The organism is Alteromonas alvinellae (assembly GCF_902705805.1).
On sequence record NZ_CACSIH010000224.1, the window covers coordinates 1 to 14,586 of the forward strand.

Annotated in this window: 11 protein-coding genes and 1 pseudogene; 4 read left to right on the forward strand and 8 right to left on the reverse strand. The window is 42.3% G+C overall.

Features of this window, described 5'->3' with window-relative positions:
• Positions 1–419 precede the first annotated feature (419 nt).
• The 3 genes from tnpA to tnpC all read left to right on the forward strand — a co-directional run bounded on the left by tnpA (position 420) and on the right by tnpC (position 2,670).
• Positions 420–737, forward strand: coding sequence for an IS66 family insertion sequence element accessory protein TnpA (gene tnpA, locus ACX5KA_RS17540; protein WP_458731766.1), 318 nt, complete (start codon positions 420–422; stop codon positions 735–737).
• Positions 734–1,084, forward strand: a complete 351-nt coding sequence (tnpB, locus tag ACX5KA_RS17545) for an IS66 family insertion sequence element accessory protein TnpB (RefSeq protein WP_014979879.1) — start codon at positions 734–736, stop codon at positions 1,082–1,084. The genes tnpA and tnpB overlap by 4 nt, the downstream gene beginning before the upstream one ends.
• 86 nt (positions 1,085–1,170) lie before the next feature.
• A complete protein-coding gene (tnpC, locus tag ACX5KA_RS17550; protein ID WP_150140815.1) occupies positions 1,171–2,670 on the forward strand; it encodes an IS66 family transposase in 1,500 nt (499 codons plus the stop codon).
• Between the two features lie 217 nt (positions 2,671–2,887).
• Here the strand turns inward: tnpC and ACX5KA_RS17555 are convergent, their stop codons facing one another.
• The 8 genes and pseudogenes from ACX5KA_RS17555 to ACX5KA_RS17590 all read right to left on the reverse strand — a co-directional run bounded on the left by ACX5KA_RS17555 (position 2,888) and on the right by ACX5KA_RS17590 (position 12,864).
• Positions 2,888–3,103, reverse strand: a complete 216-nt coding sequence (locus ACX5KA_RS17555) for a DUF3955 domain-containing protein (protein WP_012516888.1) — start codon at positions 3,101–3,103, stop codon at positions 2,888–2,890.
• A gap of 283 nt (positions 3,104–3,386) precedes the next feature.
• Positions 3,387–4,265 carry a cation diffusion facilitator family transporter gene (locus ACX5KA_RS17560; RefSeq protein ID WP_012516887.1) on the reverse strand — a complete coding sequence of 293 codons (879 nt, stop codon included), beginning with the start codon at positions 4,263–4,265 and terminating at the stop codon, positions 3,387–3,389.
• A 43-nt stretch (positions 4,266–4,308) separates the two neighbouring features.
• Positions 4,309–7,416, reverse strand: a complete 3,108-nt coding sequence (locus tag ACX5KA_RS17565; protein ID WP_012516886.1) for an efflux RND transporter permease subunit — start codon at positions 7,414–7,416, stop codon at positions 4,309–4,311.
• 15 nt (positions 7,417–7,431) lie between these two features.
• Positions 7,432–8,613, reverse strand: coding sequence for an efflux RND transporter periplasmic adaptor subunit (locus ACX5KA_RS17570; RefSeq protein WP_012516885.1), 1,182 nt, complete (start codon positions 8,611–8,613; stop codon positions 7,432–7,434).
• A gap of 2 nt (positions 8,614–8,615) precedes the next feature.
• Complete coding sequence (locus ACX5KA_RS17575) at positions 8,616–9,896, reverse strand: TolC family protein (protein WP_012516884.1); 1,281 nt, start codon at positions 9,894–9,896, stop codon at positions 8,616–8,618.
• A 44-nt stretch (positions 9,897–9,940) separates the two neighbouring features.
• Entirely contained in the window at positions 9,941–10,294 is a 354-nt protein-coding gene (locus ACX5KA_RS17580; protein WP_012516883.1) for a hypothetical protein, read from the reverse strand.
• Between the two features lie 1,058 nt (positions 10,295–11,352).
• Positions 11,353–12,006, reverse strand: a pseudogene (locus ACX5KA_RS17585) (cation diffusion facilitator family transporter); the annotation flags it as partial.
• Between the two features lie 225 nt (positions 12,007–12,231).
• The gene (locus ACX5KA_RS17590) at positions 12,232–12,864 is read right to left on the reverse strand and encodes a cation diffusion facilitator family transporter (RefSeq protein ID WP_015067954.1); all 633 of its coding nucleotides are present in this window, start codon (positions 12,862–12,864) and stop codon (positions 12,232–12,234) included.
• A 1,230-nt stretch (positions 12,865–14,094) separates the two neighbouring features.
• Between ACX5KA_RS17590 and ACX5KA_RS17595 the strand changes: the two genes are divergently transcribed.
• On the forward strand, positions 14,095–14,586 hold a 492-nt coding region (locus ACX5KA_RS17595; RefSeq protein ID WP_458731767.1), incomplete at its 3' end, for an IS110 family RNA-guided transposase.

Sequence of the window (14,586 nt, forward strand, 5' to 3'; positions counted from 1 at the left end):
CTCATACCATGGCTCATGTTCGTAGAGCAATTCGATTCAGAATTACTATTGTAATGTTTGTTATCAATAGCCATTTCAAAACTCATAGTATCTACAGCCATCGCTTGCCCGACGAGGGCAGATAGCACTGTAAACACTAATACTAGTTTTGATATGGATTTAAACATTTCTTAAGCATTAAACATAACCAATATGGAGAATAATGGATTTTCGCGAATTGGTAAACAGTTGAGGCTGATTTGTAATTAGAATAGCCCGTTCATCGGCAGAATTTAGGAAATAGTCATGATGAGGGAGATTGCCTACAACCATGCAAATTTTTGGGCGCGTCTCTAACTCTATAGTAACCGTCCGGTAATCCCCACATTCAAAAACTGACGTCGCTACTGCATCGTGTTCTTTTACAAAGGAGAACACGCATGCGATATCAACGACGAGACGTAAATACCTGGCTGGCGCTTTTCGAACGTCAGGAACAAAGTGGATTATCGGCGGGTGCGTTTTGCCGTCAGCATGAGATAAATATTCAGACGTTTTATGCCAGACGCAGTGACATCCGGCTTCAGCGAACCAGCAATAAGTTTGTTCACGTTAAGCGCGAAGTCACCACGTTCGAATCCCGTATTGAAGGTGACTCGCAGACCCTTTCGCTTGAATGCGCTGCTTCGACATTGCGCATACCCGCCAATGTCAGCCCGCACTGGTTGGCCGCCCTGATGAAGGCGCTGAACGAATGAGGATGTTCGTCGAGCCCTCTGACATTTATCTTTACCTAGGCAATGTCGACTTCCGTAAATCCATCAATGGCCTGATTGTCGTGGTGGAACAGCAGATGGAATTGAATCCGTTCCGGGATGCGTTGTTTGTGTTCTGCAATAAAAAGCGGGATAAACTGAAGGTGTTGTACTGGGATAAAACTGGCTTTGCCCTGTGGTATAAGCGACTGGAGAAGCATCGCTTTAAATGGCCGTCAGACACTGAATTACAACACATCAACCTGAGTGAGCAGCAGTTGCAGTGGCTGTTGTCGGGCTTTGATGTGATAGGCCATTCGCCATTGAACTACACCGCTTCCGGCTTATAACCGGTGATCATAAACAGCATTTATCGATCACGAAATAGTCTGAATAACATCAGGTAATCAGTACCTTAATCGGCGATAATAGTCTTATGAACGAAGAAGATTATCAACGCCGCATCGCTGAACTGGAGCAGCAGCTCCAGGAACTGAATAACCGGTATCAATACCTGGAAGAGCAGTTCCGTATCGCACAGCAAAAACAGTTTGGTAAAAGCACCGAGGGCCACCCTGGTCAGGGCGAACTGTTTAATGAGGCGGAAGAACTGGCTGCCGATGTTGAAACGCCAGAGCAGGAAGCCATCAGTTACACACGCAATAAACCTAAGCGCAAACCACTGCCTGAGGACTTGCCGCGTGAAGTCATCGTCCACGATATCCCTGATGAAGATAAAGTCTGTGGTTGCTGCGCTGGCACGCTGCACTGCATCGGTGAAGATAAGTCTGAGAAGCTTCAGTTCATTCCTGCTCAGGTGAAAGTGATTGAACATGTACGTCCGAAGTATGCGTGCCGTACCTGCGAAAAAGAGGGTATCAGCAATACGGTGAAACAAGCGCCGGTACCACATAGCGTTATCCCCAAAGGCTATGCAACGCCGAGCCTGTTGAGTCAGATAATCACCAGCAAATATCAGTATGGTCTGCCACTTTACCGGCAGGAAGCTATGTTCAAACAGCATGGCATCGAACTCAGCCGTAAAACCATGGCAGACTGGATAATCCGTTGTGCTGAGTTATTTAAGCCGCTTTATGACCAGCTTCATCAACATCTGCTACAACAACCGGTTATCCAGGCGGATGAAACCACGTTGAAGATTGTCGATTCTGACAAAACGACCAGTTACATGTGGCTGTATGCAACCGGAGCGGACTCACCGCAAGCGACCATCACCGGTTCTGCGATACCTAACATCGTGCTGTACGATTATCACAATAGTCGTGCCGGGCGATGTGCCGTGGACTTCCTTGATGGTTATAGCGGATATCTGCAAGTGGATGGCTATCAGGGCTACGAACAAACGCAGGCCACCTTAGTCGGTTGCTGGGCCCATGCCAGACGCAAGTTCATGGAAGCGAAAAAAGGCGCTGGCAGTAAAGGCAGTGGCAAAGCTGATTGGGCACTGAACCACATACAGAAGCTCTACCGTGTCGAGACGCAGTTAAAAGAAGAAAACGCAGCAACCCGCTATACACAACGACAAGAAAAGAGCCTGCCGCTACTTAATCAACTTGAAACCTGGCTGACAAAATCAGCCCAACAGGTATTACCGAAAACAAAACTCGGCGAGGCAATACAGTACTGCCTCAACCAGTGGCATAAACTGATTCGTTACACACTCGATGGCCATCTAGCCATCGACAACAACCGCGCTGAGCGAGCCATTAAACCGTTCGTTATAGGCAGAAAAAACTGGCTGTTCAGCCAGACCGCAACCGGTGCCAATGCCAGCGCCATCCTCTATAGCATCATCGAAACAGCGAAGGCCAACGACCTCAACGTCTTCGAGTATGTCATGGACTGCCTGGAGCAACTCAGCAGACCGGACACCGATATCGAACAGTTACTGCCATGGCAGTTTGCTAAACGATAGGTGGGATTACCGGACGTGCTTACTGTGCAAATTCATCAATGTGTATAAAAGAATAGAAAGCCAATAATTAGCGAGCTTTAATATAAGAAGTTAAAGTCTGATATAACTAAAAGGCAATACCCAACAACCTTTGGGTTCAGTTTTCAATTACTAGCCAGGAGTTGCATAGCAAATCGCAAAGCAAAATTGTCAGTTAGAAAAAGTTCTTCGCGTGCTTTTACTTTCGCTGATTTTTTTTAAGTTTAATGAAAGTGAAAGCAAAAGTCAGCGATGCCATCAGCTCAAATAGCCAAAATATAGGAATGAAGCCAAACGATTCAACCAAAAAACCATTTTCATCTATACTCGAGCCTTTTATGTTATAAGCGATTAAACACAGAATACCACTAATAAAAAATAAGAAGCTCATCTTATAGTTACTTATAAATTTCATTAATGTCTCTATATTTTATTTTCAACATCTCGTAAGAGCACGAAAGAAACGTTGATGTCGAAGGTACGTGTTCAATCTTGCCTCTTACCACTTTAGTTACGCATTATTATCTATCACACTCTCCTTACAGTTTAACAAAAAATTTAATCATGAGGGGAACAAACTAAAAAGTTCCATGAAAATCTATAGTCATGATTGTAGACAATGTGTCACAAATAAAATTTTAGCTTAGTATTAAAACTTGAATTACTGTCGACTATCATTGTTAATGAGTAATGGAATTTCATCTCACCTCCTCATTAACTGCAGAATGCTCGTCAGTAAACTCTATTTCAACTGTGCTGTAACTGAAGTCAAACATGGCCAAGCTATCATAAATATCAAGCTTCAATAACTTGTATTCTTCAACTGTCTTTAAGGCACTGCCAACGCGTATAGTAATAACATTGTGTTCTCCGTCAAGTGACCAAATTTTTAAGTCATGGATATATTCAACTCTATCAACACTCCGGAGTTCATCTAACACTTGTTTGTATAAGTTTTTCTCTGGAACACCTTGCAAAAATAATTTTAAGGTTGCTAATAAGTTTCGAATTACATTAAACAATATAAAAAGCGTAAAGCCAATCGAAAGTAGGGGGTCTAAAATTGGCCAGTCGACAAATTGCATTACTATGGCAATAATTAATACAGCAACCCAGCCTAAAACGTCCTCCAATAAATGCCAGTTCAACACTCTCTCGTTTAGGGTATTTCCTCCCTGGAGTTTATACACAGCAAAGCCGTTTACAGCGACACCTAGAATCGCAAGTAATATCATGCCTTCTGTATTTGGAACGACCGGGTCTAATACTCGAGGAATGGCTTCTGATAATACCCAGATTGAGCCAAGGATAAGTACGGCTCCGTTAATAAATGCCCCTAACAGGCTGAGTCGCTTGTACCCATATGTGAAATTTTCATCGGCCTCTCTCTCTCCTAACCTATTGAGACACCAGGCGCTTCCAATAGAAACTGAATCGCCGAGATCATGAACAGCATCTGCCATTATAGCAGTGCTGTTCGTTAGCCAGCCGCCAATAAATTCAATAATTGTGAAGCTGAAATTTAATAGAAAAGCCCACCCAATTTTGTTTGAGCTATTTGAATGATTATGAGTCATAGAGGCTCCGGTGCGCCCGGAACATACCGGGCGTAAAATTTGATTAAGAGTTGCGTTTGTTATGTGCGAGCTGATAAAGCGCAGGTAATATAAACAGTGTCAGTAAAGTTGACGATATAATTCCCCCAATGACTACAGTGGCGAGCGGTCTTTGTACTTCAGCACCTGTTCCTGTATTAAGTGCCATGGGAACAAAGCCTAAGCTGGCCACTAACGCAGTCATCAAAACAGGTCGAAGCCGGATTATGGCCCCTCGAATTACTGAAGTATAAATATCACCATTTTCCTGCCAGAGTTGTCTGATGAATGCGACCATCACTAGTCCATTCAAAACCGCGACCCCGGACAAAGCGATAAAGCCTACTCCCGCAGAAATTGAAAGAGGCATATCTCTAATCCAGAGTGCCAGTACTCCTCCAGTCAAGGCTAGTGGTACACCAGTGAAAATTATCAATGCGTCTTTAACAGACCCAAACGCCATAATGAGTATGCCAACTATCAACGCAAGCGTAACCGGAACGACTAAAGTCAGCCGTTTGCTGGCGGATTCCAGTTGTTCAAAGGTACCACCAAACTCTAACCAATATCCTTCCTTCATTTTTAAATCGGATTTAAGTCTTTTTTGTAAATCAACGACAAATCCTCCTAGGTCGGTTCCTCGTACGTTAGTCGTTACGACAACTCTGCGCTTTCCATTCTCTCGGCTGATCTGTGCAGGCGCCGGCTTTAACTCGAGAGTGGCTACCTCTTCAAGCGGTACAAAACTATTGCCGACACGAACAGGTAAGCTCTCTAATTTGTCAATATTTGTACGCAACTCTTCAGATAATCTGATTACAATTTTAAACCGACGATCGCCTTCATAGATTATGCCTGATTCCTTACCCCCTATGCTGGTTGAAACGAGTGCTTGAATGTCTGCTACGTTAAGACCGTACCTTGCGAGAGCATCTCGTTTTGGTAATATGGACAACATAGGAAGGCCGGCAACTTGCTCAACTCGGGTGTCTGAGGCACCTTGTATCGACTCAGCGATCTCAGCAACCTTATTTGCAGAATCCAACAATTGCTCTAAGTCATCACCGAAAACCTTGACTGCAACATCAGCCCTTACGCCGGAAATCAATTCATTAAATCTCATTTGAATTGGTTGGGTAAATTCATAGTTATTACCGGGAAGCTTTGAGGCGACTGATTCAATTTCAGCCACTAGATCCGATTTAGATTTAGCTGGATCAGGCCATTCTGAGCGAGGTTTAAGTATTACAAAACTATCGGCTACATTAGGAGGCATTGGGTCTGTAGCGACTTCTGGTGTACCTATTTTCGCAAAGACTACCGCTACCTCTGGAATTTCTAACAGCGCACCTTCAAGTAATTCTTGCATTTGAATTGATTGGTTTAGACCGGTACCCGTTATGCGTAAAGCCTGTAAAGCGACATCACCTTCATCCAGTTGAGGAATAAATTCAGACCCAAGTGTTGTTGCCAACCATCCGCAGAAGACAACAAACGCTAGTGCAGCCCCAAGAGCAGCAGCTTTAAATTTAAGAATAGCCCTAAGTGCTGGTTCGTAAGCCAGTTTCACCCAACGTATTAAAAAACTCTCCTTTTCACTGATTTTTCCCCCCATGAAAATTGCGATCGCTGCAGGCACTACCGTCAGTGACAAAATCATTGCCGCAATAAGAGCGATAACAACAGTTATTGCCATGGGATGAAACATCTTTCCCTCTACGCCTGTTAAAGTAAAAATAGGCAGATAAACAGCGGTTATGATCCCGACTCCAAATAAGCTGGGCCTGATTACTTCAATCGTTGCTATTTTCACTTCTTCTAGACGTTCCTTGAGTTGAAGAAGTCTGCCGTGATGCTGTTGCGCTTCAGATAAGCGCCTAATACAGTTTTCAACAATGATGACAGCGCCATCGACAATCAGACCAAAATCTAAAGCCCCCAAACTCATCAGATTTGCCGAAACACCTCTCTGGACCATTCCAGTGATTGTCATCATCATAGCAATAGGTATGATCGCAGCCGTAATAAGAGCCGCTCGAATATTGCCTAGTAGTAAAAATAATATGACAATTACGAGTAATGCTCCTTCCAGCAGGTTCTTCTGCACAGTGTTTATCGCTTTGTCGACCAGTGTAGTTCGATCATAGGCGGGTTCAGTAACTACCCAGCTTGGTAACGATCTTTGAATTTCAGTTAATTTACTGGCAGTTAAAGCTGCAACTTCCCTTGAGTTTTCTCCCAGCAACATCATGACCGTTCCCATCACTGTCTCTTTACCATTTCTTGTAGCGGCACCGGTCCTCAGCTGCTTACCCAAGCCTACAGTTCCAATATCTTTTATTAGAACAGGAACAGATCCTTTTTTTCCTACTACGACATTTTCGATATCCTTTATCCCTGTCAATTGACCTGGAGAGCGAACAAGAAGTTGCTCGCCATTTTTCTCAATATAGCCTGCTCCAGCATTATCATTGTTTAAATATAGTGCTTCAGAAATGTCTTTAAGCGAGACTCCCATCTCCAGCATTTTTACAGGGTCGGGATTGACGTGATATTGCTTGTCATAACCTCCAATAGTGTTTACTTCTACTACTCCCGGAACCTGGGCTAACTGTGGTCGAATGATCCAATCTTGTACCTCTCTTAAAGCCATAGGTGTGACCGGCGAGCCATCGGGTAACGTTGCTCCATCTTTCCCTTCCAGTGTATATACGAAAATTTCGCCAAGCCCTGTTGCGATTGGCCCCATTTCTGGCTCAAGGCCATCAGGTAAAACACTTTTAAGGTTAGCAAGTCTTTCGTCGATTAAATTTCGGGCAAAAAAGATATCCGTTCCTTCTTCGAAAATAACTGTAATCTGTGAAAGACCATACCTCGATATAGAACGTGTATAGGATAAGTTAGGCAAGCCATATAGTGCTGTTTCGACAGGAAATGTTATTCGTTGTTCAGCTTCTAATGGTGAGTACCCCGGAGCTTTGGTGTTAATCTGAACCTGTACATTTGTAATATCTGGTACAGCATCAATAGGTAATCGCTGGTAGCTCCAAACGCCGATCCCAATTAAGATTAGTGCAAGAACAAGAAACAAAAAGCGTCTTTCTACTGAAAGACGAATAATATTATCAATCATTTATCGTCTCCAGGATTAGTGAGCGTGAGAGGCACCGGATTTTTCAAGATCCGCTTTTATCAGAAAGCTATTTTTTGATACGTAAATTTGACCAGCGATTAAGCCACGCTTTACTTCAGTGAAGTTGTCATCTTTTATACCCAGCTCGACAGGGACAGCTTGAAACGTGTTACCATCGTTTAAAAATACAACTGAGTTACCATCCATTGATTGGATAGCTTCATTCTCAACGCGAAGCGAAACATCGACTTTCTGAGCATCAACTACACCTGTAACCATATCGCCGGGGGAGAATTCTCCTTCGGTATTAGTGATTTCAACAATTGCGATCTGATAAGGTTCAAGTGAACCTGACGGAATGAGAAATTTGACCTTTGCATCTTGCTGTCGGGAACCTTTTTTTATGTGGATATAAGAGCCCTGCTTTATTGTATCCCGCTTGGATGGAAATACTTTCAATTCTGCCCAAAGCGTTTCAGCGTCGACTATTTTATAAAGCGTTTCACTGGTAACCAACTGCCCAACATTAACATTTCGACTTACTACCGTACCCGAAATTGGCGCTTTCACGATGTAGGTTTGTAAGCTGTCATTTGATTGAATTTTTGCAATTACATCGCCAGCCTTCACGCTGTCACCAACATCCGAAGCGAGAGTTTCTACAACTCCCGAGAACCGCGCATTAACTTCAGCCTTGTTCTTGGGTGGAATTACAAGAGTACCCAACAATTCGATATGTCTTTCAATGGTCCCACTCTGAACTTCGGAGGTTGCTAATTGAAACTTTTCAGTTAATGCTCTTGAGATCTGTGTTCTTCCCTCGAAGTTTTCCCACTCCCAGGAATACTTTCGTCTTTTGTCAGTCAGATAAATAGTAGCCCTAAAAGAATGAGGTTCAGACAGAGCTTTTATTGACCGCAAAACCCCCTCTGAAGTTTGAAACTCAAATTTTTCTGAGCTTGAACCTAACTTCTGTAGCTCTATAGAAAAGGAATCAGGGATAAATGGCTTCCCATCTTCAAAAGTCGAGGCAATAATTACAGAGCCCTCGGGGCTTTCATCGATACTTACTTCTATTTTGATGTTACCTTTCTGGAATATATTTTGGTTGTCATTTGAATTGGTGACATCTTCACTTGCGGTCGCGATAGATGTCACAGTGCCGATAAGAAATAAAAATAAAATTTGCTTTAGCATAATTAATCCTGGAGATTGAAAGTGAATGATTTCAGAGATTGCCCTGTCCATTGTTCGATAAGTGCTTCATTGAGCAGGGTGGCTTCGCGATAGTTGATGAGACTCCGTTGAGATTGGAGAAGTGCATCACGTGAAGCAAACCATTCTTGATAAGTGTAAATTCCCTTTTGATAGCCCTCCTTGGTCAGCTCCAATGCTCTTTTCAAATCTGGCATTACTTCTTTTTCCAGGTGCAATGCTGCCTGTGAACTAAAATTTATGCTTTTCGTTGCTTTAAATAGAATCGCTTTTACATCGAGATACTTGGTGTCTCGCTCTAATAACTCCGCCTCCTTACTAGCAATTGCAGATTTGACTGCACCCGAATTCCTCTTCTCAGCAAATAGTGGAATTGAGGCACCAAAAACTAACGATGTATCTTGAGCTCCCTGATTCCTTCTAACACCAACAGACCAAGATAGGTCTGCGGTATTATCAGACTTAGCCAACTGAATTTCAGCGTCCTTCAGGTCAAGTGACTTAATTAGTAAATCCGCATTCGATGATGATAAGAATTGGTTAAAAAGTGTTTCGTAGGAATAATTTTTAGCGGGTGAATTTAAAGAACCAGTAAGCGTGATATCTTCATAATTGCCCTGCCAGAATAGTGTGAGAGATTGCAGGGCTATCTCTTTATTCACCTTTGCTGTCGCAAGTTCTAATTTCGCTTGATTTAAAGCCGATTTAGCTCTGAACAATTCAGCATCATTCGTTGCACCACTTTTTATTCTATTAGTGATCACAGTAAGAGCATCTTCAGCTAAGCTCACACTTCGCTCAGCTATTTGCAGACGCTCCTGTTGTGCCAGAACGCGAATATACTGCTGAGTGAGCCCACCAAGTAGTGAGAGAGACATTGAATACTGCTCTGAATCTAAAAGGGCAGCTCTGGCATCCACAACCAGTGTTCTTGCACTCTTCTTTCCACCAAGTTCATACACTGAAGATAGAGAGATGGTTGCTTCTGCTGCTTGAACTCCCGAAGTAGAACTTGTGCCCATCACATTTTCTAGATTAGCACCTACGGTGTAAGCTGGAGAAAGCAAAGCTTGTTGGCGATCTCCCTCAAGAGCTCTAGTAAGAGGTCTGAATTTCAACAAGCTTGGATGACGGTTGAGAGTAAGTTGAACTGCATCATCTAAAGTTACTTGTTCTGCCAATGCATTGGCTTGAGATAGCATCAATGCACTAGTCAATATTCCGGCGCGCGTAAATTTGCGCACAGGAAACTGTGAAATTTTCATGATATATAATCCTAGTCAGTTGAAAAAACGAAAAACGACAGGGATTAAATTCTTGGAGGACGCTCTATTTGGTTAATGAAACGATTAGGTGTAGCTTCACTATAAACTGAGACTAAATTGGGAGATTTTTTTAGAAACGAGCTTTCAATATCAAAGTAAAAAGCTATGTGTGTAAAATGGCCATGACAAGAACAACAATGGTCACAATCACTTCCCGTATCTAAATCGTAAGCATCGGACAGTTCGATTAATGTATTTTCAGTACATAATTCATTGCTAAACAAGTGGTCTTGTTCAATAGAAAACGCGTCAGTCACAATCAACAAAAATTGTGCGCACAACAAAAAAGCGGCTAAGACCACTTTTAGATTTTTGCTAATGCGGTAATTCGTTTTCAACACAAGATTCCTCTATTGGCAATTCATGTTCTCTTAAAATATGATTGTAGTCAATGCCTAAATGGTCAGCTTTCTGATTCACAAGAGGAACTCTGTATTAAAAAGCCATGTATTTCAATTAAGTTGCTAAATCTTGTCAGAAAAACAGAAATCTACTGCAAAGCCTGCTCATACATAATCCGGCAATGTAAAATAAGTACACCGAAGGAATAGAAGAATACAACATGCAATTTCAATAAGCCTGTCACAATTATTGCGTCTCGCTCGTACCAAAACCTGTAATACCCCCTACAACAAGTGTAAAAGCAAGTCCAATACTGAAAGATAAAATCACCGTTGACCCAAGAGGTAGCTTTTCCAATTGCTATCTGATCTCCTTACAGTGAGCGCATCAATGAACAACAAAGTAAATATTATCTGGCTCATGCCATAACCGTGATGCTATGCTTATGAGCATGAAGTTGGTTCGCATCGCTTCTTTGAGTTCACCAAATCATCTAAGGCTCCATTTTCGAATAAACGGTACAATAGACTAGTAGAAAGGCATATCGGAAACTCGATATCGCTAGATACCTTACTGTAACTTTTTGGCTAAAAACGTTGTCGCTTCGCGTAAAAATACCGGTCATTTTTTGACCTTGGCAAGTTCATGTTTTAATCTGCTATCCCCGCGTCACAACGGGGATCACTGCTCTTATGTGTTTTATCTTTAGATTGCGCAGCATGATGTTTTCAGCAGTTAGGTAGACTAAGAAAAATACTAATATCTAAAGCAATCTGACGACCAATAATATCAGGTTTCTAGCAGAGTAATACCGCTTCGAGTATGAATTCTGAAGTATACTTTGTTTGTTAACAACCACTCATTCCTGGCATAGCAAGCTTCTTTAGGGGAGGTTTCCTAAAAATCTGAAGAGGCTCCACAGATGACTGAAATCTATGAAGGGGCACTATAATAATTGTGATAATTCTCTTTCTGATCTAGAACCGTAGCAGAGTTACTTTCATGTTAAATAGTTCATGTTAATACACATTAACGTGACCTATCGCTTCTTTAGCTATTTGGTGTCACGACAATCTTCTAGACCATTCTCAACCTCTATGGTTGTATGTGACAATTCAAATTCATCCAAAGCATTCGCTATGCTTTCTTTCAACATTAGGTATTCAGCTTTCGACTCAAATTGACTAACGATGTGAACTGTCGCGACATGATGCTCACCATCTAGTGACCAGATATGCAGGTGATGCAGATTGCTAACAGCATCAAGTTCAAGCAATTTATCAGTCACGTTTTGTAAAAGGTCGTTGTCTGGTGACGCCTGAAAAAACAGTTTTACGGTGCTGATAAGATTTCGGATAACGTTGAACAGAATGAAAAGCGTAAATCCGATAGAAAGAACCGGATCCAGAACAGGCCAGTCTTTGAACTGCATAACAATAGCGACAATGAGTACCGCTACCCAACCTAAAACGTCTTCGAGTAAATGCCAGTTCAGAACTTTTTCATTCAGCGATTTACCACCTTGTAATTTATACGCGGCGAAGCCGTTGACCAGTACGCCAAGAATAGCCAGTGCAATCATGCCTTCTGTTTCTGGCATCTCTGGATTACTCAGCCGTGGCACTGCCTCATAAAGGACCCAGGCAGAACCAACGATTAAAACAATGCCGTTTATCAGCGCCCCGAGTAAGCTCAGCCGCCTCTTGCCATTGCGTTAAAAACTCACTCATTGTTCTCTCCTTTAAGACAATGTTAATCAATCGCCGATTCAATTAATGGCTTTATGGATTGCTGCGTATTTGTATCTCAACCATCGGTGCATGGAACATTACATTCTGTGCTGTATCATGATGCCTGAGCCTGAAGCACTTGGTTGATACGTGACGAAACAAGTCAGTGCTAAGAGAATGAATTATTTAAGGTGATGCGGGTATTACTTCTCATCAATACTGATGTCTCTTGCTTTAGTGTAAGCTTCCCAACCTTCTTTTGCTGCATAAGGTACAATGAGCAATGCCGCCACAGGATCAGCCCACCACCAACCAAACCAATTTACCAATAGCAAACCGGCAAGGACAACGATCGTTTGGTATAAGCAGATAAAGGTATCTTTAGCATCGGCGAGTAACGCCGGGCTATCCAGCTTGCGGCCATATTTTCTTTTGAAATGAATCAAAATCGGGTTGATAAGCAAGGAAGTAACTAAAATGATTAACCCCATAGTGCTCCAGCTTGACGTTTGCTGACTAAGAAGTTTTGTAACGGAATCATAAGATATAAATATGCAGACCAAAGTAAATGATACGGCAATCACGTAGAGAGTGATTTTCTTCCGTCTATTTACTTGTTTTTTATCAATTCCCTTAAGTTCGCCGTGTAGACGCCAGCCTAGCGTGGTAGCGCTTAACACCTCTATTGTACTGTCCAATGCCCACCCTATGAGCGCTGAACTATTAGCAATTATTCCTGCGATTAAAGCTACTATGACTTCAATTGCATCATAGATGACATTTAATATTTGAAGCGTTCTGGCCTTTTTTAAATCACTTTTTCTTGTTGGTTCCATGTTTTACCTTTTATATATTCCATCCAATAAAATCTTCATATTTTTTCGCACTCGTTCTATACTTGTTTCTTTAGAAGTCAAGTAAGCTAATTACGCCATTTCCAAAACTTGCCTGAGTACAGATAAGCACTGCGTACATGGGGTCCATTGTGACCAGGTTTTATAAAAGGGGCCTACCACATTTTCCAGACAACATTTACTAAAAAGGAAAAGAAATGACATTTGCTTGCGGGCTTGCAGACAAATGTTTAATTCTATTCATCACGCGCTTTATCTGAACGTAAGTATTTCCACAACGCAGCCACTGCCCCGATTAGGACCATCACTACCAGTAGCCAGATCAAACCCATACCTATCATCATTTCAACCCCCATCGTCTCTCCCATACAATTCATCATGATTTATGTACTCCCTAATTGAACCACCCGCATTTATGTAAACCGGCAAAGCCATAATGACGTCAAATTGAACCATCATAGGCCTTAGAGTGCAGTACCCTTAGACTAGAGGTAGGCGGGCACTCTTGGCTCCAATTTTTCCATAGGTTTTTGCGTTCGCTTTTTGTTGACAAAGACTTGGCTCATTGAGCTTATTAGGTAGCCAAGCACGAAAACCTAAAAAGCCATATAAACAGTGCCAAGGTAGTATGAGCAGTCTCTTGCCATTGCGTTAAAAACTCACTCATTGTTCCCACGTTTTTGGCGATGTTAATCCATCCCTGATTCAATTAATGGCTTTATGGATTGTTGCGTATTTGTACTTTAACTATTGGTGCGGGGATCATTTGGCAAGGCCTGACTTTCCTAGACACTTTCTATGTCCTTAAAATACTGCCTGTCATATTCTGTTGGTGACGTGCTTCCGTTGGCAGGATGAGGTGTTCCGGAAGACTATTACATTTGATGATTTTTACTATTACAACCTGATAAGTAAGCGGAAGAGATTTCTTGACATTGTTCGTAGGAATGAGGCCTGACTTTGCAAAGAATTTGCAAAGCTTCTCAATGTAAACATATACCCATGATTTCAATAAAGTAATGTATGCGCATTTATTTCAAAATCCGTTGCTAGAAATAGCGTGCCGGTTCAAGTCCGGCCTCTGGTACCATATTTCGAATTCTTTGCAAAGCGACCAGCTTGAATAAACCGACCTTTGAGTCGGTTTAATTAGATGGTCCGCCTCACCTCTAAGCTAGTCTTAGAGTTAGGCAATCAAAGAGGCGAACCATCATGTCTACTATTAAAGTTCTTGGAATCGATTTAGGCAAATCATCTTTTCATGTGATAGGCCGGGATTATTCAGATAACCAAATCATTCGCAAAAAATTTTCCCGTTCGGCACTCATTCATTTTCTTCATCAGTTAACGCCATGCACGATTGCATTCGAGGCTTGTGGCGGTGCACACTGGCTTGGCAGGCAGTGTGAGTCGATAGGGCATACAGTCAGGCTTATTCCTCCGCAATATGTAAAGCCCTTCGTTAAAAGCAACAAGAATGATTTCATAGATGCAGAAGCTATATGCGAAGCGTCGACAAGACCCAATATGCGCTTCGTCAGCGTAAAGTCAGAAGAAGCCCAAGTTATTTCCGCTATTCATAAAGCTAGGCACGGTTACATTAAAGACCGAACAGCATGTATGTCCCGCATAGGCGCTTTACTTCTGGAGTTTGGTGTTGCGCTGCCTACAGGCCTGCGTATTTCGGTGAATCCGATCGGTCGT